15 protein-coding genes are annotated in these 17,442 nt (G+C 65.3%); 7 read left to right on the forward strand and 8 right to left on the reverse strand.

Annotation, left to right across the window (positions count from 1 at the left end):
• Positions 1 to 42 precede the first annotated feature (42 nt).
• A complete protein-coding gene (locus tag AC3WR3_RS13170) occupies positions 43 to 720 on the reverse strand; it encodes a DUF2987 domain-containing protein (protein ID WP_492292051.1) in 678 nt (225 codons plus the stop codon).
• A gap of 16 nt (positions 721 to 736) precedes the next feature.
• Positions 737 to 1,495 (reverse strand): DUF2189 domain-containing protein, encoded by a 759-nt coding sequence (locus tag AC3WR3_RS13175; protein WP_319913524.1) that lies wholly within the window; start codon positions 1,493 to 1,495, stop codon positions 737 to 739.
• 278 nt (positions 1,496 to 1,773) lie between these two features.
• Between AC3WR3_RS13175 and AC3WR3_RS13180 the strand changes: the two genes are divergently transcribed.
• The 7 genes from AC3WR3_RS13180 to AC3WR3_RS13210 all read left to right on the forward strand — a co-directional run bounded on the left by AC3WR3_RS13180 (position 1,774) and on the right by AC3WR3_RS13210 (position 8,481).
• Positions 1,774 to 2,391 (forward strand): glutathione S-transferase family protein, encoded by a 618-nt coding sequence (locus tag AC3WR3_RS13180; protein ID WP_492292052.1) that lies wholly within the window; start codon positions 1,774 to 1,776, stop codon positions 2,389 to 2,391.
• A gap of 208 nt (positions 2,392 to 2,599) precedes the next feature.
• Positions 2,600 to 3,019, forward strand: a complete 420-nt coding sequence (rbsD, locus tag AC3WR3_RS13185) for a D-ribose pyranase (RefSeq protein WP_492292053.1) — start codon at positions 2,600 to 2,602, stop codon at positions 3,017 to 3,019.
• Between the two features lie 18 nt (positions 3,020 to 3,037).
• Positions 3,038 to 4,561, forward strand: a complete 1,524-nt coding sequence (gene rbsA, locus AC3WR3_RS13190) for a ribose ABC transporter ATP-binding protein RbsA (protein ID WP_492292054.1) — start codon at positions 3,038 to 3,040, stop codon at positions 4,559 to 4,561.
• Complete coding sequence (gene rbsC, locus AC3WR3_RS13195) at positions 4,558 to 5,523, forward strand: ribose ABC transporter permease (RefSeq protein ID WP_205641723.1); 966 nt, start codon at positions 4,558 to 4,560, stop codon at positions 5,521 to 5,523. The genes rbsA and rbsC overlap by 4 nt, the downstream gene beginning before the upstream one ends.
• A gap of 21 nt (positions 5,524 to 5,544) precedes the next feature.
• Entirely contained in the window at positions 5,545 to 6,420 is an 876-nt protein-coding gene (rbsB, locus tag AC3WR3_RS13200) for a ribose ABC transporter substrate-binding protein RbsB (RefSeq protein WP_041205808.1), read from the forward strand.
• Positions 6,421 to 6,520: 100 nt separating this feature from the next.
• The gene (gene rbsK, locus AC3WR3_RS13205) at positions 6,521 to 7,453 is read left to right on the forward strand and encodes a ribokinase (protein WP_492292055.1); all 933 of its coding nucleotides are present in this window, start codon (positions 6,521 to 6,523) and stop codon (positions 7,451 to 7,453) included.
• Entirely contained in the window at positions 7,453 to 8,481 is a 1,029-nt protein-coding gene (locus tag AC3WR3_RS13210; protein ID WP_492292056.1) for a substrate-binding domain-containing protein, read from the forward strand. Before rbsK ends, AC3WR3_RS13210 begins: the two co-directional genes overlap by 1 nt.
• Before the next feature lie 61 nt (positions 8,482 to 8,542).
• Here AC3WR3_RS13210 and AC3WR3_RS13215 read toward each other — a convergent pair whose 3' ends face one another.
• From AC3WR3_RS13215 to AC3WR3_RS13240, 6 genes are all read right to left on the reverse strand, one after another.
• Entirely contained in the window at positions 8,543 to 10,201 is a 1,659-nt protein-coding gene (locus AC3WR3_RS13215; protein WP_492292057.1) for a GGDEF domain-containing protein, read from the reverse strand.
• Positions 10,198 to 10,680: a putative pterin-binding protein gene (locus tag AC3WR3_RS13220; protein ID WP_492292058.1), complete on the reverse strand. Its 483-nt coding sequence runs from the start codon at positions 10,678 to 10,680 to the stop codon at positions 10,198 to 10,200. The genes AC3WR3_RS13215 and AC3WR3_RS13220 overlap by 4 nt, the downstream gene beginning before the upstream one ends.
• An 85-nt stretch (positions 10,681 to 10,765) precedes the next feature.
• Complete coding sequence (cobB, locus tag AC3WR3_RS13225) at positions 10,766 to 11,539, reverse strand: Sir2 family NAD+-dependent deacetylase (protein ID WP_202045789.1); 774 nt, start codon at positions 11,537 to 11,539, stop codon at positions 10,766 to 10,768.
• 72 nt (positions 11,540 to 11,611) lie between these two features.
• Positions 11,612 to 12,226, reverse strand: a complete 615-nt coding sequence (locus AC3WR3_RS13230) for a GNAT family N-acetyltransferase (RefSeq protein ID WP_492292059.1) — start codon at positions 12,224 to 12,226, stop codon at positions 11,612 to 11,614.
• Between the two features lie 3 nt (positions 12,227 to 12,229).
• Positions 12,230 to 13,480 carry a response regulator gene (locus AC3WR3_RS13235; RefSeq protein WP_492292060.1) on the reverse strand — a complete coding sequence of 417 codons (1,251 nt, stop codon included), beginning with the start codon at positions 13,478 to 13,480 and terminating at the stop codon, positions 12,230 to 12,232.
• A gap of 1 nt (position 13,481) precedes the next feature.
• The gene (locus tag AC3WR3_RS13240; RefSeq protein ID WP_492292092.1) at positions 13,482 to 17,405 is read right to left on the reverse strand and encodes an ATP-binding protein; all 3,924 of its coding nucleotides are present in this window, start codon (positions 17,403 to 17,405) and stop codon (positions 13,482 to 13,484) included.
• Between the last annotated feature and the right edge of the window lie 37 nt (positions 17,406 to 17,442).

Raw genomic sequence — 17,442 nt, forward strand, 5'->3', positions numbered from 1 at the left:
GCCATGCGCTCCTTTTCTTTACCTCTCCCGCACCCGCCGTCTTCAGCCCTTGTGCAACCAGGGGGTCAGTCGCAGTATCTCCCCCTCGAGCTGCAACTTGCCCGCCGCGAAGTCGGCGAGTTGCTCGTTGCGAAGCAGCAGCTGGCCATCCTGCCAGGAGAGAGGCTGCTGATGGGCACCGTCGATGAGGTAGGCAGTGCCGCTCGGCTGCACCAGGGTCACCCGCACCCCCGCCATCTCCGGCAGGAAATGCTTGCCGACCATGCCGGCCAGCTTGTCCAGCAGCGACTGCATCTCCTGCTGGCGTGTCACCACCTCGCTCACCCTGAACCCCTGGCCATCCGACGCAGGGGGCGCATCGGCCATCACCTGTACCGACATGTCGCAGGCGGCGTGTGGTTCGGTCAGCTCCACCACCACGGTCGCCTTGTCGAGATTGAGATCGTCGTCATAGGGCAGGCGCAGCTCGCTGTCTATGGTCACCTCGGCGGCAACGTCCCTGTCCAGGGTCGAAACCCGGGCCGAGGCGAGCCCGCAGCGCTGGCCACTTTGCGGATCGGTCAGATAAAACCCCAACCTGGCATCACCAAACTCGCCCTTGGCAAAGGTTTTCATCTGGCTGTAGAAGGTGCTGTATTGCAGATCCAGCGAGGGCGCCGCCACGCACAGCGCCGGCATTATCAGCAGACTTGCCGCCATGCCATGTCGAACCAGCTTCATATGCCATCCTTTTGCATCACGCGTTGAAATGATCGGGCCCTTGCCCGGTGGCGGCATTGTCCGCCACTTCGGTCACCTCCACGGCGACCCCGCACAGATCCCGATAGAGGATCCCCTTGAGATTGAAATAGAGGGGGGCCACCCAGATAAGGCCTATGCCCATGGGGATGATGGCCAGGAAAAACAGCGCCAGCATGACGCCATGGAGCAGCACTATGCTGGGCCAGCCGCGGGCGAACAACTTGAGGGAGACCAGGATGGCCTGGGCCGGCGACAGGCCGCGCTCCAGCACCAGGGGCACGGTGAACAGCAGCCCCATGCCCACCAGGCCAGAGGGAATGAAGGCCAGCATCACCGGCAGGCCGAGCAGCTCGAACAGGGGGCCGAACAGGCTGGTGATGAGGCTGCCCAGCAGGCTCAGGGAGCCCAGACGCAGGAAGTGACGGAAGAAGTCGAACACCTGGTTCGGGCGGGCTCGCACCCCCACCGACTGCTGCAACCCCAGCATGTCGAGGGAAGAGGTCATGGGAGACATGATGACGGTGATGAGCAGGCTCAATATCAGGGCCATGTCCATATCACCCCCTTCCTGGCTGACATAGGGGGCCAGCAGGGTGTTGCTCAGCAGGATCCAGATTGCCATGACCCCGGCGATGGCCAGCGTCAGACCGAAACCGGTGCGGCGGGTCTGTTGCCAGGCCTCTTTCAACACCCCTTGCAGGTCCAGACGGTATCCCTGGCTGAGGGACTGTTCGAGGGTTCCACCGATCCGCATTCTATTACTCAATTGACTATCCAACATTCAAAAGCGACTGTTCCAAGGTGGCACATTATAGCGGTTTGACCGGGCATGCGTAGTCGTTTTTCCTGTTATCTTCCGTTCAGAAAGCCATTGATTTCACTGACAGCCGCCCTGTCGTGCGGCCCTCTGCCAGCCCCTCCGTTACCTGACTTGGCCCTGGCCCGCCATGGGCGTAGGATGGATGGCCAAGACTCGACAGACTCGCTCTCTCGCGCACTTCATCCCGGATCACCCACACAAGGAAAGCTGCAATGTCCGAACTGACGCTCTATCTCGCCCCCGGTACCTGTGCCATGGCGGTGCGCATCGCCCTGGTGGAAGCCGGTGCCCCGCACCAGATCAAGCGCCTCGATCTCGCCGCCGGGGAGCAACGCACCCCCGCCTACCTTGCCATCAACCCCAAGGGGCGGGTGCCGGCCCTGGTGACGGAGCGCGGCGTGCTGACCGAAACCCCGGCCCTGTTGCTCTACGTGGCCCAGCGTTTCCCCGATGCCGGGCTGGCTCCCCTGGACGACCCCTTCCTACTGGCCAGGATGCAGGAGGTGCACAGCTTCCTCGCCTCGACGGTGCACGTCTCCCATGCCCATGGCCGCCGCGGCAGCCGCTGGGCCGATGACGAACAGGCCATCGCCGCCATGAAGGCCAGGATGCCCCAGAACATGCGCGAGGGATTTGCCGAGATGGAGCACCACTATCTGGCCGGTCCCTGGGTGCTGGGGGAGCGCTTCAGCCTGGCCGACATCTACCTGTTCGTGGTGGCCAGCTGGCTCGAGAGCGACGGGGTCGCCATCGACGAGTTTCCCAAGGTAGCGGCCCACACCAGGCGCATGCTGGCGCGCCCCGCCGTGCAGCAAGCCCTCCTCCTCTGACCCCTTCCTCCCGTGGTACGGGTGCTCTTCTGGCACCCGTTTTTCCCTCCGACGGCCGGATCACTGAGATCGTTTTCACATTTTCGCCATCTGTTCCTAGACCCGTTAACGGTTAGCGCCTATCTTTCGCCTCAACGACGCAACCGGTTGCGTAACCGGTTGCCCAGATATATATCCACATGCGGTTTCCATGCCGCCGAGGTGTTGTATGAAACGAGGCAAGCTGCTCAATGCTCCCCTGAGTGCCCTGGTGGCACAGATGGGCCACACCGACGAGATCACCGTCTGCGATGCGGGCCTGCCCATTCCGGTAGGACCTGAGCGCATCGATCTGGCGCTGATGGCGGGTACCCCCAGCCTTGCAACCGTGCTGACCGCCCTGCTCACCGATCTGGTGGTGGAGAAGGTGATCATGGCGAGCGAAATAAAACTGATCAGCCCAGATGCCCATCAGGCGCTGGTGGATCAGCTGGAGGCGCATGCCCTGGCCCAGGGCAAGCCCATCGCCATCGAGTACTGCCTGCACGAGGCGTTCAAGACCCGCTCCCGTCAGAGCAAGGCTGTGGTACGCAGCGGCGAGGTGACTCCCTACGCCAACCTGATCCTCTGCGCCGGTGTGGCGTTCTAAGCCTTGAAGGAATCAGCCATGAGTACAACCCCCTCGCCCATTCTGGAGCTCACCGGGATCGTCAAGACCTTCCCCGGTGTCCGCGCCCTCGACGAAGCAGGTCTGCGAGTCTATCCGGGCCAGGTGATGGCCCTGCTCGGTGAAAACGGCGCCGGCAAATCCACCCTGATGAAGGTGCTGACCGGCATCTATCAGGCCGATGCGGGCAGCGTCAGCTATCGCGGCCAGCCGGTGCACTTCAAGGGACCGCGCGACTCCCAGGATCAGGGGATCAGCATCATCCACCAGGAGCTGAACCTGCTGCCGGAGCTCTCCATTGCCGCCAACATCTTCCTAGGCCGCGAGCCGCGTACCCGCTTTGGCAACATAGACCACAAGCAGCTGCGCGAGCGGGCCAGCACCCTCTTGGCCCGTCTCGGGGTCAAACATGGGCCGGACACCCGGCTCGGGGATCTCTCCATCGGCGAGCAGCAGATGGTGGAGATCGCCAAGGCGCTGTCGTTCGATGCCAGCGTCATCATCATGGACGAGCCCACCGATGCCCTGACCGACACCGAGACCGAGCAGCTGTTCGTGGTCATCCGCGAGCTGCGCGAGCAGGGCTGCGGCATAGTCTATATCTCCCATCGCCTCAAGGAGATCTTCCAGATCTGCGATCACGTCACAGTGCTGCGGGACGGCAAGTGGATCGGCGAGCAGGCGGTGAGCGAGCTCGACGAGGACAGGATCATCGAGATGATGGTGGGCCGCCGGCTGGAGGAGCAATACCCGCGCCTGGCCCGCGAGCTCGGCCCGGTCAGCCTGCAGGTCAAGGATCTGGCCGGCCCCGGCGTGCGCGGGGTGAGCTTCTCCCTGCGCCAGGGGGAGATCCTGGGCTTTAGCGGCCTGATGGGTTCCGGTCGCACCGAGCTGATGAAGCTTATCTATGGCGCCAGCCCCATCCGCGCCGGTGAAGTGCAAGTGGACGGTCATGCTCTGGTGCCCAAAAGCCCGGCGGATGGCTTGGCCGCCGGCATCGCCTATATCTCCGAGGATCGCAAGGGGGATGGCCTGGTGCTGGAGCTCTCGGTGCGTGAAAACATGAGCCTCTGCGCCCTCAACGAGTTCATCACTCACGGCAAGATAGATGGCAAGGCCGAGCGCCAGGCGGTGAGCGACTATGTGCGTCTGTTCAACATCAAGACCCCGAGTCAGGATCAGCTGATCAAGCTGCTCTCCGGCGGCAACCAGCAGAAGGTCGCCATCGCCAAGGGGTTGCTGACAAGGCCCAAGGTACTGATCCTGGACGAGCCGACCCGCGGCGTCGACGTGGGGGCGAAGAAGGAAATTTATCAGCTCATCAACCAGTTCAAGAAGGAGGGGATGAGCATCATCCTGGTCTCTTCCGAGATGCCGGAAGTGCTCGGCATGAGTGATCGCATCCTCGTGATGCACGAAGGGCGCATCAGCGCAGAGTTCAACACCCGCGAGGCCAATCAGGAGAAACTGATGGCGGCGGCAGTCGGCAAACAGTGGCAAGCAGAGCAAGAGGCAGCACAATGACAACCCAAACCCTTCCCCGCCGTGGCGTCATGAGCAAGGCCTGGTGGATCGAGAACAAATCCCTGGTGGCGCTGCTGGTGCTGATCGGCGTGGTCTCCTTCCTGAGTCCCAACTTCTTCACCGCCGACAACCTGCTCAACATACTGCGTCAGACCTCGGTCAACGCCATCATGGCGGTCGGCATGACGCTGGTTATTCTGACGGCCGGTATCGATCTGTCGGTCGGCTCTGTGCTGGCCCTGTGCGGCGCCCTGGCGGCGACTATGGTCGCCATGGAGTTGCCCATCGCCCTGGTGGTGCCCCTCACCCTGGGGGCCGGTGCCCTGCTCGGCGGCGTCAGCGGCCTCATCATTGCCAAGGGCAAGGTGCAGGCCTTCATCGCCACCCTGGTGACCATGACGGCCCTGCGCGGCGTCACCATGGTCTACACCGAGGGACGTCCCATCTCCACCGGCTTCAGCGACGGCGCCGATCACTTCGCCTGGCTCGGTACCGGTTACCTGTTCGGTCTGCCGGTGCCCATCTGGCTGATGGCCATCGTCTTCCTGCTGGCCTGGTACCTGCTCAACCACACCCGCCTCGGCCGCTACATCTATGCCCTGGGCGGCAACGAGTCTGCCACCCGCCTCTCCGGCATCAACGTGGCCAGGGTCAAGCTCGCCGTCTACGGTCTGTGCGGCATGCTGTCGGCCCTGGCCGGGCTTATCGTCACCTCCCGCCTCTCCTCGGCCCAGCCGACCGCCGGCATGGGGTACGAGCTGGATGCCATCGCCGCCGTGGTGCTGGGGGGTACCAGTCTGATGGGGGGCAAGGGCCGCATCATGGGGACCCTCATCGGGGCCCTCATCATCGGCTTCCTCAACAACGCCCTCAACCTGCTCGACGTCTCCTCCTATTACCAGATGATCGCCAAGGCCAGCGTCATTTTGCTCGCCGTGATGATCGATAACAAAAGCAAGTAAGCACACACAAGGAATGAAATGATGAAAAAGCTCAATACCCTGCTCGCTGCCGCCATCATGTCCGTGCTGGGCACCGCCCAGGCCGCCGATCAGACCCTGGCCATGGTGGTCTCCACCCTCAACAACCCCTTCTTCGTCACCATGAAGGAGGGAGCCGAAGCCAAGGCCAAGGAGCTTGGCTACGAGCTGGTGGTACTGGACTCCCAGAATGATCCGGCCAAGGAGCTCTCCAACGTGGAAGATCTCACCGTGCGCAAGGTCAACGCCATCCTGATCAACCCCACCGACTCCGAAGCCGTGGGCAACGCCATCCGCCTGGCCAACAAGGCCAACATCCCTGTGCTGACCCTGGACCGCGGCGCCGCCCAGGGTGAGGTCAAGGCCCACATCGCCTCCGACAACGTGGCCGGTGGCAAGCTGGCCGGTGACTTCATCACCGAGAAGCTGGGGGCCGGCACCAAGGTGATCCAGCTGGAAGGGATAGCCGGCACCTCCGCCGCCCGTGACCGTGGCGAGGGCTTCGCCCTGGCAGTCGCCGCCAACAAGCTGCAGGTGCTGGCTTCCCAGCCCGCCGACTTCGACCGCACCAAGGGTCTGAACGTCATGGAGAACCTGCTGGCGGCCCACCCGACCGTGCAGGCGGTGTTCGCCCAGAACGACGAAATGGCGCTGGGTGCCATCCGCGCCGTGCAGGCGGCCGGCAAAGAGGTGATGATCGTCGGCTTCGACGGCACCGACGATGGCAAGGCGGCGGTGGCCAAGGGTAAACTGGCCGCCACCGTGGCCCAGCAGCCGGCGCTGATCGGTGCCATTGGCGTGGAAACCGCCGACAAGGTGCTCAAGGGCCAGCCGGTGGAGCAATCCATCCCGGTGCCGCTGCAAATAGTCAGCAAGTAAGCATCACGGGGGGAGGCTTGCCTCCCCCTTTGTCTCCGGTGCAGAGCCTCCCGGCTTGGGCTCACTCAAGCCAAGATGTTCTCAATCAAGGGTGATCGATATGAATCGTCTCGTAGTTCTCGGCAGCGTCAATGCGGATCACGTGCTGCGCGTCCCCCACTTTCCCCGTCCCGGTGAAACCCTGACCGGTCACAGTTACCAGGTCGTTCCCGGTGGCAAGGGGGCCAACCAGGCGGTGGCCGCCGCCCGCCTCGGTGCTGCCGTCTCCTTTATCGCCCGCATCGGCGACGACGCCATCGGCCGCCAGATGAAGGCGGGCTTTGCCGCCGATGGCATAGAGGTGAGTGCGGTGGAGCAGGACGAGCGCCTCCCCACCGGCATCGCCATCATCTATGTGAGCGACGAGGGGGAGAACAGCATAGGCCTCTCCACCGAGGCCAACGGCGCCCTCGACACCGCCATGGTCAGACGCCATGAGGCTCTGATCGCAGGCGCCCATACCCTGCTGCTGCAGTTGGAAGTGCCGCTCGAGAGCGTGTTTGAAGCCGCCAGACTGGCTAGATCCCACGGCACCCGGGTGGTGCTCAATCCGGCGCCCGCCCAGCCGCTCTCGGCCGAGCTGCTGGCGCTGGTGGATCTCATTACCCCAAACCAGACCGAAGCCGAGCTGCTGACCGGCGTCAAGGTGACGGACGAGGCGAGCGCGGCCCAGGCGGCGGCCCGTTTCCACCAGATGGGGATTGCGGACGTGATGATCACCCTGGGGTCCCAGGGGGTCTATTGCAGCAACGGCCGGCAGCAGGCGCTCATTGCGGGCTTTCGGGTCGAGGCGGTGGACACCACGGCCGCAGGCGACACCTTCAACGGCGCCCTGCTGGCGGCCGAGCTCGCCGGTGCCAGCTTCCAGGACGCGGTGCGCTTCGCCCACGGGGCGGCCGCCCTCTCGGTGACCCGCTTCGGGGCCCAGAGCTCGATCCCGGGCAAGCAGGAGGTCGACACCTTCCTCCAGTCCCAAGCGGCGCAGGGGCACTGATGGCCAACATCAAGGAGGTGGCGGCGCGGGCGGGGGTCTCCACCACCACAGTCTCCCACGTCATCAACGAGACCCGCTTCGTGGCCGAGGAGACCCGGGAGCGGGTCTTCGCCGCCATGCGCGATCTCAACTACGCCCCCAGCCTGGTGGCCCGCAGCCTCAAGGTGAAGGAGACCAACAGCATCGGCATGCTGGTCACCACCTCCAGCAACCCCTTCTTCGCCGAGGTGGTGCGCGGGGTGGAGCGCTACTGCTTCGAGCAGGGCTACAACCTGATGCTGGGCAACACAGAGGGGCAGGCCGAGACCGCCCTCTCCTACCTCAAGATGATGCTCAGAAAACGAGTGGATGGCCTGCTCATCATGTGCAGCGAGGGGCAGCAGGAGGTGTTCAACCAGCTCGACTGGCTCAAGAGCCTGCCTGTGGTGGTGATGGACTGGGGCATGGAAAACAAGGAGGTGGATCTCATCGCCGACAACTCCCATCGCGGCGGCTATCTGGCGACCCGCCACCTGCTGGCCCTGGGTCACACCGAGATCGGCTGCATCACAGGCCCCCACAGCCGGGCCCCGGCCAATCAGCGCCTGGCGGGTTTCGAGCAGGCGATGGGAGAAGCGGGGCTCACCGTCAATCCGCACTGGATCCAGGAGGGGGACTTCGACTGCGCCAGCGGCGCCGCCGCCATGACCCGCCTGCTGGCATTGCCCAGGCGCCCCAGCGCCCTCTTCGTGTGCAACGACATGATGGCCATGGGGGTGATCAGCGCCGCCCACCGGGCGGGGCTTGTCATTCCGCGGGATCTCTCCCTGGTCGGCTATGACAACGTGGCACTGGCCGAGTTTATGTGCCCGCCGCTGACCACCGTCAATCAGCCCAAGGAGGAGCTGGGTCGCCTCGCCGTCACCCGGTTGCTGGCGCGGATCAACGGCGAGCAGATAGATAATCGCATGATCACCGTGGACCCAGACCTGGTGATCAGGCACTCCTGCGCCCCCTTGCCGCCCTCCACTGCCACCCACCAGCTCTGATAGGTGCAATGACAAGGGCGGCCTCGGCCGCCCTTGTCATGCTCTATCCGCCACCACCGGCTCAGCGGGGCTCCCGCTGCCTCCTCATATCCCCTTCCTGCGCCTCTGCCGGACGATCTAGGCGCAGCAGCCCCAGCTGGTGCGCCAGGGGCTGCAGCAGGGCATCGTGATCCGAGGGGTCGGGCAACCAGTAGCGCACCGGCCAGCCCGCGCGCAAGAGTGCGGGGGCGCGACTGCCCAGCTCACGCAGGGCCAGCACGCAGCCGCGCTGGATCAGCTTCTCCAGCAGCAGGGCATCCTCCGTCAGGGTCGGCAACGCCAGGATGAGCGTCCGCTCTCCCAGGGGCGGCAGATAGGCCAGCACATGGGCCAGCTGGGACTGCTCATGGAGCACCAGGAGCAGCGGCAGTCGCTGTTCGGCGTCCGTCAGCAGCCGTGCCACCACGGGGCCCAGGATACCGCGCTCCTGCATCCACTCCATGTCGCACCCCTGCTGACCCACCCGCCAGCGCAGACTGATGCCCAGCACCTGTTGCCCCCGCTCGTCCTCCAGGGTCTCCGAGATGGTCTCCAGCGGCGAGGGCGCCGCCTCCGCCAGCCACTCCCGCAGCTGATGCAGCTGGCGCTGGCCCATGCTCAGGGAGGCCTTCATCGCCGGCTGGTACCAGATCAGGGTCGCATTGTCCCGCTTGGCCTGATTCAGCGCCAATATGGCCTGCTCCAGCAGCTGATCCCCATCCTCCCCCTCCCCGGCCCTGGCCACTCCGAAGCGGCAGGCCAGATCGAAGCTGCTCTCCCGGGTCACGAACTCGAACTGCAGCAGGTCCACCATGGCCTCCATGCGGGAGGTGATCGCCTCCTGCCCGGCGGCCAGCACCACGGCAAATTCATCCCCTCCCAGCCGGTAGGCCCGACCTGGATAGGCTTGCCGCAGCCTGGCGGCAACCGCCTGCAGCAGGCGATCACCGACCTGGTAGCCGAGCAGATCATTGACCTGCTTGAACCGCTTCAGATCGAGCACCACCAGGGCCTGGACATGGTTGCGCTGAAGGGACTGCCTGAGCTGGCCCTGCAAGGCGCGGCGATTACCGAGCCGGGTCATGGGGTCGAGCAGGGAGAGGCGGCGATTCTGCAGATTGGTGCGGATCAGGGCGAAGACCAGCACGCCCCCCATCACCAGCAGGATCAGTTGCCAGATCTGGATCCAGAACAGGCTCTGGCGCAGCTGATTGAGGGAGGCTTCCCGCTCCTGCCCCGAGAGGATCTGATCCCCTATCTGCTCCACCTGGCGGGTCAGCTCGGCAATCCGGATCAGCGACCGATCGAGGGCTTCCCCCGGTTGCAGCGCACCGGCCTGCATCTGGGGCTCGAGCGCCTTGATCTCGTCAAACAGCTCGGCCAGCACAGTCCCCAGCCCGTGACGGGCGCGCGCATCTGCGGTCTCGCTGCTGATCAGGAACACATCCAGCCGGTTCCACAGCAGATCGTAATCCAGGCTCAGGGTCTCCATCTCGAGGGCACCCGCCCGATAGAGGCGCAAATCGTAGAGAAAACGCTGGGATTCCTGCATCACCTGGCTGATGTTCCAGTGGATGTTGCGGTAGAAGACATCGACCAGCTGCTCGTGGCGGCTTTGCAGCAGCAGGCCCCAGACGGAGGAGAACAGAAACAGCAGAGAGATGGCTGCGAGCAACAGATTGTGGCGCTGTCGGCGGGTCACTTGACGACCTCGATGCGGATAGTCTGCCAGACCATGTTGTTGTGGATGGCGGAGACATCCATCTCGGGATGGGCCGAGAGCGGGATCAGCAGCCAGAGCGGCCCCTTGTTGCGGCGGGTGAGCGGCTTGTCATCCTGATAGCGCACCAGGGTCAGCGGCACCTTGGCAAACAGGGAGAGATCGACCCGTTGCCGATAGCCATTGAGCGCCACCACATCGAGCACGCTGGCCTCGGCGACCCCTTGCGCCGCCAGCATCGCCATCAGGTCCGAGCCACGATAGTGGTGCACGCCGACCGTCCAGGGGGTCGCCGTCTCGAACTCGGTCTGCGGCAAGGCGGCCAGCGCCGCCTCATCCAGGCGAACCTCCCGCTTGTCTGGCAGGATCAGGTGCAACAGGGGTGAAGAAGAGGTTGCCTGAGTGCCGAACGCCGTCAGCACCAGCAGAAGAAAAGCGGTTCCATGCTTGAAAATATTCATATCCCTTGCGCCAGCTGCATCCTCTATTTTACGGGTCAGTTTGGCGGCTTCATGGAGCCAATGCAACTATGTCATTTCTCAATAGCTATGGCCCACGCATCTCCATCCAGTTATGACCGTCGATCTGTTTGGGCTGGTGTACACCGCAGCGTTGCAGCAATTCGTCCACGAAGGCCGGCACCAGCAGGGAGGCCGGGCCATAGCGCTTCTCGTCAAACTGGCTGCCTACCTCGCTCGGCTCCAGGTTGAGCTCGACGGTGTGGGCACCGTTGAGGCCCGCCTCATGGACAAAGCCTGCCGCAGGATAGACGGCCCCCGAGGTGCCGATGGAGATGAAGAGATCGCATTGCGCCAGCGCCGAGTAGATGCGGTCCAGCCCGAGGGGCATCTCGCCAAACCAGACCACATGAGGCCGCAACGGCTGGGGCAACTGGCAGCAGGAGCAGAGCTCCTCCTGGTGGAGCTCCCCACGCCACTCGATCACCTGCCCGGACACCGGACAGCGGGCCTTGAGCAACTCGCCGTGCATGTGGATGAGGTGCTTGCTGCCCGCGCTCTCGTGCAGGTTGTCGATGTTCTGGGTGATCAGGGTCACGCGCCCCGGCAGCAGGCGCTCGAGGCGCGCCAGGGCATAGTGGGCAGGATTGGGGTGGATCTCGGCGCGTTGCAACTGATGGCGCCGCGCGTTGTAAAAACGCTGAACCAGTTCGGGATCCCGGGCGTAGCCCTCGGGGGTGGCCACGTCTTCCACCCTGTGCTCCTCCCACAGGCCGTCGCAGGCCCTGAAGGTCTTGATACCGGATTCAGCCGAGATGCCGGCGCCGGTGAGGATCACGATATGTTTGGCTGACTGCACCATGGTTGATTTCCTCCAACGGATCACAGGCTGACCTTAGCACAACCGGCTGGCCCGGCACATTCGCCCTTGGTCTTAGGAATGCCGGGGCACCAGGGTGTCGAGAACGCTCAAGTCCAGCCGCACAAACACCATCTCCCGCCCCGTCACCAGGGTCAGCGGCAACCCCAGCCCCTTCAGCAGGGCCAGCATGGGCCTGTTCTGGCCGAGCACCTCGGCGGTCCACTCGCGGATCCCCTCCCCGTGCGCCAGCAATGCCAGCGCCAGCAGGATGCGGCGACCGGCCCCCCTATGCTGAAAATGATCCGCGACTATGCAGGAGAACTCCGCCCTGTCGGGATGCAGGCGCCGCCGGATGGACTGGGCCATGGCCAGTGGTGCGCCCTGCTCGTCGGTGAGCAGCAGCCCTATCTGGGGCGCTCTGGGGTAGTCGAGGAAGAAGGCGAGCTGATCGGCGGTGGCAGGCTGCTTGGCGCGCATGAAGCGCAGGTAGACACTCTGCTCGCTCAGCGCCTCGTAGGCCGCCTTCAGCTGCTCGGGATCGGATCCTGCCAGCTCCTGCAGCCGGCAGGGAATGCCGCCCACCTCCATCATCAGGGGCAGAGATGCCCGCGAGCCGGGGTGTACCCAGCCCGCCAGCGCCCGGTGCAGGCGCGCCTCATCAGGGGGCCAGCAGAGGTAGCGCGGCACGGGCTACCAGCGCCCCGCCATGCCGAGATCCTGCCACTGGGCGGCATCCTGCAGGTTGAAGGGGTCGTCGAGATAGAGGGCCATGCCGAGCTCGCGAGCACGCCCGATGAAGCGGGCCAGCAGGGCGTCGGCGGCCATCGCCTCCAGCTCCGGCAGCAGATGCTGCCCCAGCAGCAGGCTCTGGATTGGCAGCCGCTCCAGCTGATCGAAAGGCAGGTGCTGGGCATTGTCGAGCAGCAGGGCTAGCCTGGCCCCGGCAAGACTCGCCTGCAGCACCAGGGCGAAGCGATCCGCCTGGTTCAGCAAGTTATCCCGCCGATGGATGACCAGGGTCAGCTCGTTCGCCTGCCTGCCATGCTGCTCCAGCCATGCCTTGAGGGGATCCCAGTGAGGAGGCAGGCTGCTCACGGCCAGCCAGATTGGCAGGGGGCTGGAGGCCGCATCCGCCTGCAGGCCAAGCTGACCCCGCGCCTCTCCCTGCCAGTTGCGAATGGTGCGCTTCAGGCCACCCAGCCTGCGCTGGCGCTGCGGCCCCAGGTAGAGCGCCTTGAGCAGCCGCAGCAGATCGTCGCTCTGCAGCGGCTTGGCCAGGGCGGCCAGCACGTTGAAGCCGGCGTCGTGCAGCAGTCGCCTGGCGCCGTCGATCAGGGTCTGATCGTGGGCGGAGAGCAGTATGATGGGCAGGCCGCTGTGACGGTACTGGGGATGGCTCATCAGGAGACTGATGGCATCCTGCTCCGCCAGGCTGAGATCGCAGACCAGCAGCCCCACAGCCCCCTCTTCCAGCGCCTTGAGGCAACCTTCGCCGTCCTGCACCCAGTGGCAGGGCAGCCCCAGCGCCTGGATCTCCTGCTGGATGCAGGCCCCCTGGAAGGGGTGATCCTCGAGCAGCAGGATCTGGAGCCGGGCGAGCCAGTCCCGCCACCCCTGCTCCCGCGCCTGCAACCCCTCAAGCCAGGGATCCGACAGGCGGTAGATCCCCACCCCCGGGGTCTGCAGCCGCGGCAGATAGTCGGCACCCTCGTGGGAGGCGGGATCGAACAGGGCGATGGCCCCGGCGGCGAACAACCCCTCCCACTGCCAGCTCGCATCCGGCCGGGTACGGTGCAGACTGGCATAGGCCGGCAAGCCCGCCTCCTTTGCCGCCTGATGGGAGACGGCGTCCAGGGCATAGACGCTGACGGGGTGAAATACCGGCTCTTGGCTGACGTCTGACTCCAGCAAGGCCAACAACTCTTCATCTGTGATGATCATCTCATGCTCTCTCGCCCAGTTGCCGGCAGACCTCTTCCACGGCCTGCTGCAATTCTTCCACCAAGGGGTGCCCGGGGGCTCGCTGCCAGCGCTCGATCACCTGTACCAGGGCGGCGGCCCCCACCATTTTGGCGGCCCCCTTCATCTTGTGTAAAGCCGTATTGAGGGCGCCTTCATCCCCTGCCGTGACGCACCCCTCAATCTCGGCCAGATCCTGACGAGCCGACACCAGATAGAGGTTGATGAGCGCCGGGTTGAGCAGTGTCGTCATGGGGGTGATCTTGACCGAGTTCTCCACCAGGGGCGCACTGCTGCGACCGGAGACGGTGCGCAGCAAGATGGCCAGCTCCTTCAGCAGGACGGGTTTGTCCAGATGGCCCTGGCAGCCGCAATCCGCCAGACGCTGGGCCGCCTGCTCGCTGAGATCGGCGGTAATCACGTAGACCGGCAGCTGCTGCCAGCGCGCCGAGGCCCGCAACTGCTTGCAGAGCTCGGCACCGTCCATCACTGGCATCTGCAGATCGGTCAGCACCAGATCGACAGATTCCCGCGCCAGGATCTCAAGGGCCAGACGGCCATTGGCGGCGCTCAGCACCCGGGCGCCCAGCTGACTCAGCTGCATGCTGATCAGCACCCGGTTCACCTCGTGATCTTCCACCAGGAGGACCCGCATACCGGCGCCCGGCAGATCCGCGACCTCCCCACCCCCCTGAACCAGCCTGGGTTGCAGCAGACTCACCACGGCACCCGGGATCCAGGGCTCCCCCTGCCAGGACCAGGCACGCAGTCCCTGTTCATCCTGGGTGGCGGCAAGGGCGGGCGCCGTCGCCTCCTCGGTCACGCCAAACTCGGCGAGCCAGGCCCGCACGTACGCCAGCTCCTCGGGGGGAAGCTGCAGGGACATCTGTTTGAACCTTGGCTGCCAGGGCGCCTTCTCCTGCGTCCCTTCGAGGGGCCATGCGCAGATGAAGCGGCTGCCGCCGGTGGCCACCGGCTCGACCCGGATCTCCCCTCCCATCTGCTCCATCAGCTGGCGACAGATGGCCAGCCCCAAGCCGGTACCCTGGGCCCTGAGCTGACCCAGCTCCTCCCCTTGCTCGAAGGGCTGGAACAGCCGGGGCAGCAGCTCGGCACTGATGCCGGGCCCCTGATCGTCCACCCCGCACCAGACCCAGTCCCCGTGCCGGCGGGCCCAGAGCACCACCTCCCCCCGCTCGCTGAACTTGATGGCGTTGGAGAGCAGGTTGTGCAACACCTGCTGCACCCTGTGGGGATCGAGCGCCATCAGGGCGGGCAGCGCCGGATCCAGGTTGAGGCGCAGCTGCAGGTGTTTGGAGCGCGCCTTGGACCAGTGCACCGCCGCCACATGCTCGCACAGCTCCACCAGATCGGTCGGCTGCAGGGAGAGCCGCAGCTGGCGGCTCTCGTTGCGGCTGAAATCGAGCACGTCGTTGAGCAGCCCGAGCAGCTCGTTGCCCGCCTGCCTGACGTGCGCCAGCACCGAGGCCTGCTCCGCGGAGAGCTCGGTCTGATCCAGCCACTCCAGCAAGCCCAGGATGGCGTTCATGGGAGTGCGGATCTCGTGGCTCACGGCGGCGAGGAAACGCCCCTTGGCGAGCACGGCCTGCTGGGCCTGCTCGTGGGAGAGCTGTAGGGAGTGCTCCTGCTCGACCCTCCTGGTCACATCCTGCACCACCCCAAAGACGCGCCACCCCTCCCCCTGACGGCGCCCCCTGCCGGAGAACTGCAGCCAGCGGGCGCCCTTGGTCGGATGCTGGTAGCGCAGCAGGTGGGAGAAGGGGCGCCCGGCCTGCAACATGGCCAGCATGGGAGCGCGCATTTCACGCCTGTCCTGGTGGGAGATGCGGGTCAGGGTCTCGTTGGGATTGAGGCGGATCTGCTGGCTGGCCAGCCCCAGCAGCTCATGGCTGCCGCGACTGACAAACTCCACCCGGGTGATGGCGCCCCCTTGCAGGGTGAACTGCAGCACCACCCCGGGCACCGTATTGGTGAGGGCCCGCAGGCGGCGCTCCGCCTGGCGCAGCAAGCGGGTGCGCTCGCGCAAGGCGCTGATGTCGGACAGGGCGATGAGATCCCCGGCCGGGGCCTGGGGACCCAGCCGCAGCGGGATCTGGGCATAGGAGTAGACCTGATCCCGCAGGGCTATCTCCCCCTCAGCCCCCTGCAACTGCGGGGACGGCAGGACGAGATCGGTGGCGTAGCGCGCCTCCATCCGCTTGGCCCGCTTGTTGCGCTTGATCACCTCCCCCTTGTCATTGCGCAAGAACACCGGCACGGGCAGCGCCTGGAACAGGGACTCCCTGAACTTGCTCTCCAGCGCCAGCGCCTGCTCCGCCTTCTGGCGTTCGCGCGCCTCCTGGGCCAGCTGTTGGCGGGAGCGCCAGACTGACCAGATAACCCCAGCGCTGATCAGGAGAGCCAGCAGGACAGAGCCAAGCCAGAAGCCGTAACTGACCCCCTCTTGCTGGTTCAGGACCAGGCGCCGCCAACGCTGGACCAGCTCGCTCACCTGGCGATCGTTGAGCGTCGTCAGGCTCTGCTCCAGCACCCCGGCAAGCCTTGGCTGATCCCGCCTGATGGCAAAGCCGAGGCCAAACACCTCAGGCAGCTCCGTGATGCTCAGCTCGCTCAGCTGGTTGTTGCGCAGCGGATATTGCAGCTGATAGAGCTCGGCCAGCATGGCATCAGCCTCACCGCTCTGCACCGCCGCCAGCCCTTGCAACAGGTTGTCGGTCACCCCCCAGTCCTGTTGCCCGAACCGGGCCAGCAGGCTGGTGTCGTACAACATGCGGGGCACGACCACCCTGCCCTTGACTGCGGCAAGGGCTTGATAAGCCCCCCGCTTGCGGCTGACCAGGGCATAGCGACTGGTTGCCACCGCACGGGTGAACTCGAACTCCTCGTGCAGTGCCGGCGACTCCAGCAGACCGGCCATCATGGCGGCCTCCCCGCTGCGCAGCCTGGCGAGCGCCTCCTCCTTGCTGGCAACGGGGATCAGCTCGAAATTCAGCCCCGTCTGGCGGCTCACTTCCCGCAACACATCGCCGCTCCAGCCGATGAGCTCACCCTGCTGGTTGACGCCGCTGTAGGGCATGAAGTCGGGATCCGCCACCAGCTTGATGGTGCGCGCGCTGCCGACCAGCCACGCCTGCTCCTTGTCGGTGAAGTGCAAGGGGTTGATGTCCTGCTCGCTCTGGGGTAGATAGCGCCCCAGATCCCGGTAGAGGCTGCCCGGCGGCAAGAAGCGGATCGCCGTGTCTATCAGCTCCTGCAACTGCGGCTTGTCGTCCATCATCAGCCGGTAGCTGATCACCAGATCGTCGCTGCGCAGCCGCCGCAGGCGCAGCCCCTCGTTCGGGAACTCCCGCATCAGGTAACGCAGTTGCAGATAGTCACCGAGGTAGGCGCTGCCCCTGCCCGCTACCAGAGCCCCGTACCAGTTCTCCGCATCGGTCAGGAGCCGCTGGGACGAGTGGGGATAGAGCCGCTGCAGAGTCTCCTCTGCCTGCCAGATGGGCGAGACCAGAAAGGTCGCCTGCTCGAGCTCCCCCCGATAGAGGATGGCGGACTCCGCCTCCAGCATGGCCCGGCTCAAGGCCATGCCGGGCAGGGTCTCCCGGGTTGGGCCCACATGGGGGATGAGATCGCACTGCCCGCGCTGCAAGCCCTGCAGGGTCGCCGCCCAGTTGGGCAGTTTTTCAAAGCGCAGCGGCACCGGCAGTTGCCGGGCCAGGCGTTTCATCTGATCGATGAGCAGGCCCCCCTGCGCTTCCAGATAGGGAGGACGCTGCAGGGCCGGATAGCAGAAGGTCAGCCCGGTGAGCGTATCGGCATAGGCCTGGGTCTCGGCTGACAGGGGGAGCGTGGCGGCACGCAGCGGCAAGGCCAGCAGCGCACCAAACAGGAAGAGGGTCTTTATCATCGAAACGCAAAAGCCAGGC

Source organism: Aeromonas sp. EU05-FHT14A05, from assembly GCF_058791175.1.

Excerpts from the sequence above, each read along its gene's own strand:
- rbsC (WP_205641723.1), top strand. The coding sequence starts at position 4,558 with ATGACAACCCAAACCCTTCCCCGCCGTGGCGTCATGAGCAAGGCCTGG.
- AC3WR3_RS13210 (WP_492292056.1), top strand. The coding sequence starts at position 7,453 with ATGGCCAACATCAAGGAGGTGGCGGCGCGGGCGGGGGTCTCCACCACC.
- AC3WR3_RS13175 (WP_319913524.1), bottom strand. The coding sequence starts at position 1,495 with ATGCGGATCGGTGGAACCCTCGAACAGTCCCTCAGCCAGGGATACCGT.
- AC3WR3_RS13220 (WP_492292058.1), bottom strand. The coding sequence starts at position 10,680 with ATGAATATTTTCAAGCATGGAACCGCTTTTCTTCTGCTGGTGCTGACG.
- AC3WR3_RS13170 (WP_492292051.1), bottom strand. The coding sequence starts at position 720 with ATGAAGCTGGTTCGACATGGCATGGCGGCAAGTCTGCTGATAATGCCG.
- AC3WR3_RS13235 (WP_492292060.1), bottom strand. The coding sequence starts at position 13,480 with ATGATCATCACAGATGAAGAGTTGTTGGCCTTGCTGGAGTCAGACGTC.
- rbsB (WP_041205808.1), top strand. The coding sequence starts at position 5,545 with ATGAAAAAGCTCAATACCCTGCTCGCTGCCGCCATCATGTCCGTGCTG.
- AC3WR3_RS13180 (WP_492292052.1), top strand. The coding sequence starts at position 1,774 with ATGTCCGAACTGACGCTCTATCTCGCCCCCGGTACCTGTGCCATGGCG.
- rbsK (WP_492292055.1), top strand. The coding sequence starts at position 6,521 with ATGAATCGTCTCGTAGTTCTCGGCAGCGTCAATGCGGATCACGTGCTG.
- cobB (WP_202045789.1), bottom strand. The coding sequence starts at position 11,539 with ATGGTGCAGTCAGCCAAACATATCGTGATCCTCACCGGCGCCGGCATC.
- rbsD (WP_492292053.1), top strand. The coding sequence starts at position 2,600 with ATGAAACGAGGCAAGCTGCTCAATGCTCCCCTGAGTGCCCTGGTGGCA.
- rbsA (WP_492292054.1), top strand. The coding sequence starts at position 3,038 with ATGAGTACAACCCCCTCGCCCATTCTGGAGCTCACCGGGATCGTCAAG.